The organism is Meiothermus luteus (assembly GCF_003574085.1).
GTDB classification, from domain to species: Bacteria; Deinococcota; Deinococci; order Deinococcales; family Thermaceae; genus Meiothermus; species Meiothermus luteus.
In genome coordinates, this window is the sequence record NZ_QWKZ01000131.1 from 1 (window position 1) to 5,837 (window position 5,837).

Here is a 5,837-nt window from a genome sequence, read left to right on the forward strand (position 1 = left end):
GGCCAGAAGCCGTCTCAGGGTCTCTGCTTCCCTCCCCTCCGCCTGGGCCTGGGCCAGGGTGGTCCGCAGGTGCAGAGCCAGGATCTCCACCAGCCGCACCTGGGGGGATTGCCCCTTGCGGCTCCCCCTGAGGGTCTTTCTGTCCACCCCCCACACCCCTTCCCCCTTCACCTCCGGGAAAGAGGTGGGTCCTTTGCAGGGGAGTCTATGCGGCAGAGGAGGGCCAATAGGTCTAGCCCAAAGGGTGTATAGCGGTCAAGTCTGGGCGCGGCCGGCCGATGCCCCTATAATGACCCTTTGTGCTGATTCGGCTGGGCGAGAGCGAGTTTCCCCTGCGGCCCGCCCCGGAGGTGCTCGAGGTAGGTTTTGGCGATGGGCGCTTTACCGCGGAGCTGGCCCGGCGCCACCCAGAGTGGCGCATACTGGGGGCCGAGGTATCGGCCGCCTCGGTGGCGAGGGCCCTGAAGCGCTTTCGGCGTGAGGGCATTGCCAATGTCTGGGTCTACCACGGCCAGGCCACCTTCGCCCTGCGCAACCTGGTGGCCCCGCGCAGCCTGGTGCGGGTGTACGTGAACTTCCCCGATCCCTGGCCCAAGGCCAAGCACGAGGAGAACCGCCTGTTGCGGAGGGCCTTTTTCCAAAGGCTCTCCACCCGCTTGGCGGAAGGCGGCGAGCTCTGGCTTACCACCGACCACGAGGGCTACTGGCGCTACGCCCAAGCCGAGGCTGCGGCCAGCGGGCTTTTTGATGTGGACACGCCGCCCCCACCCCCTCACCTTCTGACCACCAAGTACGCCCTCAAGTGGAAGGAGGTGGGCCGAAGCTTCTACCACGCGGTCTTCCGCAAGCGGGCCGAGGACCCTACCCCCTGGCCCCCTTTACCGAGGTGCCCTATGCCCCACGCCCTTATGTCCGGTACCCTGCCCAGGCTAGAGACGTTTGAGAAAACCGTGGTGCGCTTTGAAGGCGGAGCGGCGGTGCTGCTCGAGGTGGCGGCCTTCCCCGGGGGTTACTACTTTTTGACCCATGTTGAGGAGGGGGACCTGGTCCAGGATGTCCTTCTGGAGGTTCGCACCAGCGCCCACGGGCTGTATGTGGGCCTCTCTCGCTTTGGTGCGCCCTTGGCCACGCCCGGGGTAAAGGCGGCGGTGGCCTGGCTGGTGGGCTTTCTGGAGGGTCAGGGCCTGGGGGTACTGCAGCGCTCGTATTGAGGGGATTAATGCTTGGCGGTGTGATTTTTGGCCTTCCCCTCCTCCGCGGTGGCCTATAATGCCCCTAGTATGCCGGGCTCGGAAAGCCTACCTATGGTCTATGCAGCGGCTTTGACCGACCCCGGCCGCAAACGGGCCCTCAACGAGGACGCCGTGGCCCAGCTGGTGACCCCTTATGGGGGCATCTTCATCGTGGCCGATGGGATGGGGGGGCACCGGACGGGCGAGGTGGCCTCGCAGATGGCGGTGGACCGGATACTGGGGATGCTCCGCCAAAGCGAGCCCTCCCCCCAGGCCCTTCTAGAAGCCTATGAGGCCGCCAACGAGGCCATCTACCTGGCCGGCCAGAAGCCTGAATCGCGCGGCATGGGCACCACCTGCACCACCCTGTGGCTTGACCTGCCCTATGCCCTCATCGCCCACGTGGGCGATTCCCGGGCCTACCTGCTGCGCGATGGGGAGTTCACCCAGCTCACCCAGGACCACTCCTGGGTGGCGGACCGGGTGCGCCAGGGTCTGCTGACCGAGGAGGAGGCCCGGAGCCACCGCTGGCGCAACGTCATCACCAATGCCTTGGGCTCTTTCCCCGCTGCTCGAGTAGACCTGGTGGGCCTCAAGGTGCGCCCCGGCGATGTGTTTTTGCTCTGCTCGGATGGCCTAAGTGGGGTGCTGGAGGACCGGGTGCTCTCGGAGATGATTCTCACCAACCCTCCAGAGCCCGCGGTGGCCAAGCTCATCAAGCTGGCCAACGACTGGGGGGGCCCCGACAACATCAGCGCGGTGGTGGTTACCATTGGCAGCCAGGTGCCGGAGCGCTCCAGGCCCTATGCCCTGCCCCTGGAGACCAGCCCGGGCCAGCCGGTGCGGCTGCAGAGCGGAACCGACCTCGAGGTGCTCACCACACAGGTTTCCGAGCCCCCCCCACCGGCCTCTTTTTGGCAGCGCTGGGGTAGTGTGATCCTGCTTTTGCTGTGGTTCGGCCTTTTGGGCTTCGTGCTTTTCAACCAGTTCGGCTCGAGCTCAGGGCCATAAGGGCCCACCCGAGGCCCGGGCCTCGGGTGGGGTTCTTAGGCCAGTTTTCTGTGCAGCTCCTCCACCCGGTCGGTCCTCTCCCAAGGGAAGCCCTCCCGGCCGAAGTGGCCGTAGGCCGAGGTGGGGGTGTAAATGGGCCGCAGGAGGTCAAGCTGTTCAATGATGGCCCGCGGGCGGGCGTCAAAGACCTTCTGCACCAGTGCGGTGAGCTTCTCGTCGGGGACGGTGCCGGTCCCGAAGGTCTCCACCCGCATCCCCACCGGGTGGGCCTTGCCGATGGCGTAGGCCAGCTCAACCAGGGCCCGCTTGGCTAGGCCCGCGGCCACGATGTTTTTGGCGATGTAGCGGGCGTAGTAGGCTGCCGAGCGGTCCACCTTGGTGGGGTCTTTCCCGCTGAAGGCCCCTCCGCCGTGAGGGACTGCCCCGCCGTAGGTATCCACGATGATTTTGCGCCCGGTGAGCCCGGTGTCCCCGTGGGGCCCCCCGATTACGAACTTGCCCGAGGGGTTCACCAGGTAGAGGGTCTCCTTGCTCAGGTATTGTTCAGGGATGGCCCGCTCAATGACCTTGGTGCGGATGTCGTGGGCAATCTGGTCGGCCTCCACCTCCTCGGAGTGCTGGGCGGAGATGAGGGCGGTGCCCACATACAAGGGTTTGGGCCCATCGTAGACCACCGTAACCTGGGCCTTGCCGTCGGGACGCAGGTAGGGAATCTCCCCGGTCTTGCGGGCCTCGGCCAGCCGGCGGGTGAGGCGGTGCGCCAGGGAGATGGGCAGCGGCATCAGCTCGGGGGTTTCGTCGGTGGCGTAGCCGAACATCAGGCCCTGGTCGCCGGCGCCAATCCGGTCCAGCTCGTCCCGGGAGCCCAGCACCCGCCACTCCCACGACTCGTTGACTCCGCCCGCGATATCCGGCGACTGCTCGTCAATGGCGGTGAGCACCGCGCAGGTGTCCCCGTCAAAGCCGTACTTAGCCCGGGTGTAGCCCACCTCGAGCACGGTCTGGCGAACCAGCCGGGGGATATCCACGTAGGCCTCGGTGGTTATTTCTCCGGCCACCATCACCAGCCCCGTGGTTACCAGGGTTTCGCAGGCCACCCGAGCCTGCGGGTCTTTGGCCAGAATGGCGTCCAGAATGGCATCCGAGATGCGGTCGGCCAGCTTGTCGGGGTGCCCTTCCGTTACCGATTCTGAAGTCACCAGTCTTTGCAACTTGCTCCTCCTCCGGCGCGGCCCAGCCGCGTCAACCGAAAGAGTATAGCACTCCCCGTCAAGAAGCGCTGCGGCTTGGCACGGGCTGGGTGATAAGGGCCAAAAAAGCCTCCACCACCTGGGCGTCCAGGGTCTTTCCAGCTTGCCTTTTCAGCTCCATAAGGGCTTCCTCCTGGCTCCAGGCGGGCTTGTAGGGGCGGGACTGTAGAAGGGCGTCGTAGACGTCTACCACGGCGAAGATACGGGCCTCCAGCGGAATCTCTTCTCCCTTTAGGCCAAAGGGATAGCCCGAGCCATCCATCCGCTCGTGGTGGTAGCGCACGATATTGCGCGCGGTCTGGGAGAGGAAGCCCAGGTTCTCCAACATGCCAAAGCCGATGTCGCAGTGGCTCTGCATGATGCGCCACTCCGCTTCGGTAAGGGGGCCGGGCTTGAGTAGAATGGCGTCCGGGATGGCCAGCTTGCCTAGGTCGTGTAGGTAGGCCCCGGTGCGCAGGCCCTCCAAATCGGGGAAGCCCAGGACTCGCCCTAGGGCCTCGGTCAGGGCCACCACTCGGTCGGTGTGGCCCTTGGTCTCCAGGTCGCGCAACTCCAGCCCCAACCCCAAGGCCCGCAGGGCGTCCTCGCGGGTGCGGGTGATTTCCTCTAGGTGGGCGGCCCGCTCTAGGGCCCGCTCGAGCCGCCGGGCCACCGCCTCCAGGAGGGCGCTGTCCTCCTCTGAAACCACCGCCTTGCGCCCAAAGCTAGCCAGGGTGAGGGCCCCGTAGGGAGCCCCTTTGAGGAAGAGGGGGGCGGTGAGGAGGGTGCGCAGCTCGTGGGCCTGGAGCGAGGGCCAGGCCCCTTCCCAGGTCTGGTAATCCTCAATGTGCTGCACCTCTTTGGTGGCCAGCGCCAGCCCCATGAACCCTTTGCCCAGCACCACCGGGAGCCTGGCGAAGTGCCCCAGCCGGGCGTCCCCTGGGCGTTCGTAACCCAGGAGGAGTTCCACGAAGCCCTTGCCCTCCTGGGGCTGCTCGAGGACCAGGCGGTAGAATCCGCCGGCAGAGAACCCGGTGAGGTCAATGAGGGTTTCCAGGGCCCGCTGGGCCATGCGGGTGGGCTCGTCCAGGGTTTCCAGGTCGGCCGACATCTGGACCAGCCGGCGGTACCGCTCGGTCTCGCAGCGGGCCCGCTCGAGGGCCTGCAGGCGGGAGTAGGTGACCCCAGTCACCTCGGCCAGGGCTTCTACCACGTACCGGTCCTGGGGGTCCAGCCGGCCGCCCACCCCTGCGGTGTCCACCGAGAGTACCCCCATTAGCCGACCTTCCGGGTCGCTCAGCGGGACGCCCAGGTAGGCCGCATGGGTGCGCCGACCCGAGAGGTACACCGCCTCGGGGTGCTGGGAGGCGTCGTTTAGGTAGAGGGACCTTTGGTCCTCGAGCACCCGCCAGGCCAGGCCCCGCCCCCGTTCAAAACGCGCTCCTTGGGCCTTTTCGGCAGCAAAGCCGGCTGCGGCGACAATCTCCAGCACATCCTCCCCAGCTCGGTAGAGGCAAAGCAGGCTGGTGGAGGCCTGGGTCTGCTCCAGCGCCGCCTCCACCACCCGCTGGAGTAGCTCCTCGCTGGTTTGGGCTGCGCTCAGGCGCTGGCTAACCTGGGCTAGGGTCTGCACCCGGGCCAGTTCCCGGGCCTGGGCGGCCTCGGCCTCGAGCCGGGCCAGGGCCTGCCCTGCCCCTCGACCGAAGGCCTCCAGCACGGATACCTCCTCCGGTCCAAACGGGGCCTGGGCGTAGGCCGCCGCCACCCCGAAGTCCTGCTGGTGCCCGTCGTGCAGCGGGACGTACACCGCATAGGTGTCGTGCAGGTGCGTGGGGCGGATGTAGACCCGGGGGTCGTCCCGGGTAACCATCTGTACCCGCCGCTCGCTCAGGGCAGCCCAGGCGATGCCCACGTCCCTAGGCAGCAAGCTTCCCAAAGGGGCCTCCCAGCCCATGGCGAAGGCCACCCGCAGCGCTTCTCCTTCCCGCCTAAGCACGGTGGTGCGCTCCACCCCCAGGAGCTCCCCGATGAGCTGGGGCAGGGCCGCCCAAAGCTCATCGGCCTTGCGAAAGGTGGATAGCCTGGCGAGGGCGTAGGCCAGGCGTTCCTCCCGCTCGAGCCGGGCCTGGGTGTTCTGCCGCTCCTTCAGGGTCAAAAGCGCCACCCCCAGGTTTTTCCCCAGCTCCTGGGCGTAGGCCAGGGCCTTTGGGGGGAAGGGGGTTTTCCGGAAGCGGTCTAATACCAAATCTCCCTCGAGGTGACACCTATAGTAGGATTGGGGAATGGGTCGTAGGATTGCCCCAATCGATTGGACTGAAAGCGCAGAGGAGCTGGAGGCACAGTATAGACGGGAGAGGAACCTGGA

At 66.6% G+C, this 5,837-nt stretch carries 4 protein-coding genes; 2 read left to right on the forward strand and 2 right to left on the reverse strand.

Translation table 11 applies throughout. The features are described from left to right. Window positions 1-299: 299 nt before the first annotated feature. Both trmB and Mlute_RS13760 read left to right on the forward strand, forming a co-directional pair. Entirely contained in the window at window positions 300-1,211 is a 912-nt protein-coding gene (gene trmB / locus Mlute_RS13755) for a tRNA (guanine(46)-N(7))-methyltransferase TrmB (protein WP_119361151.1), read from the forward strand. A 69-nt stretch (window positions 1,212-1,280) separates the two neighbouring features. Beyond that, a complete protein-coding gene (locus Mlute_RS13760) occupies window positions 1,281-2,243 on the forward strand; it encodes a PP2C family protein-serine/threonine phosphatase (protein ID WP_119361152.1) in 963 nt (320 codons plus the stop codon). A 35-nt stretch (window positions 2,244-2,278) separates the two neighbouring features. Here Mlute_RS13760 and metK read toward each other — a convergent pair whose 3' ends face one another. Further along, window positions 2,279-3,454, reverse strand: a complete 1,176-nt coding sequence (gene metK / locus Mlute_RS13765; RefSeq protein ID WP_119361153.1) for a methionine adenosyltransferase — start codon at window positions 3,452-3,454, stop codon at window positions 2,279-2,281. A gap of 58 nt (window positions 3,455-3,512) precedes the next feature. After that, complete coding sequence (locus Mlute_RS13770) at window positions 3,513-5,717, reverse strand: GAF domain-containing protein (protein WP_245958993.1); 2,205 nt, start codon at window positions 5,715-5,717, stop codon at window positions 3,513-3,515. Between the last annotated feature and the right edge of the window lie 120 nt (window positions 5,718-5,837).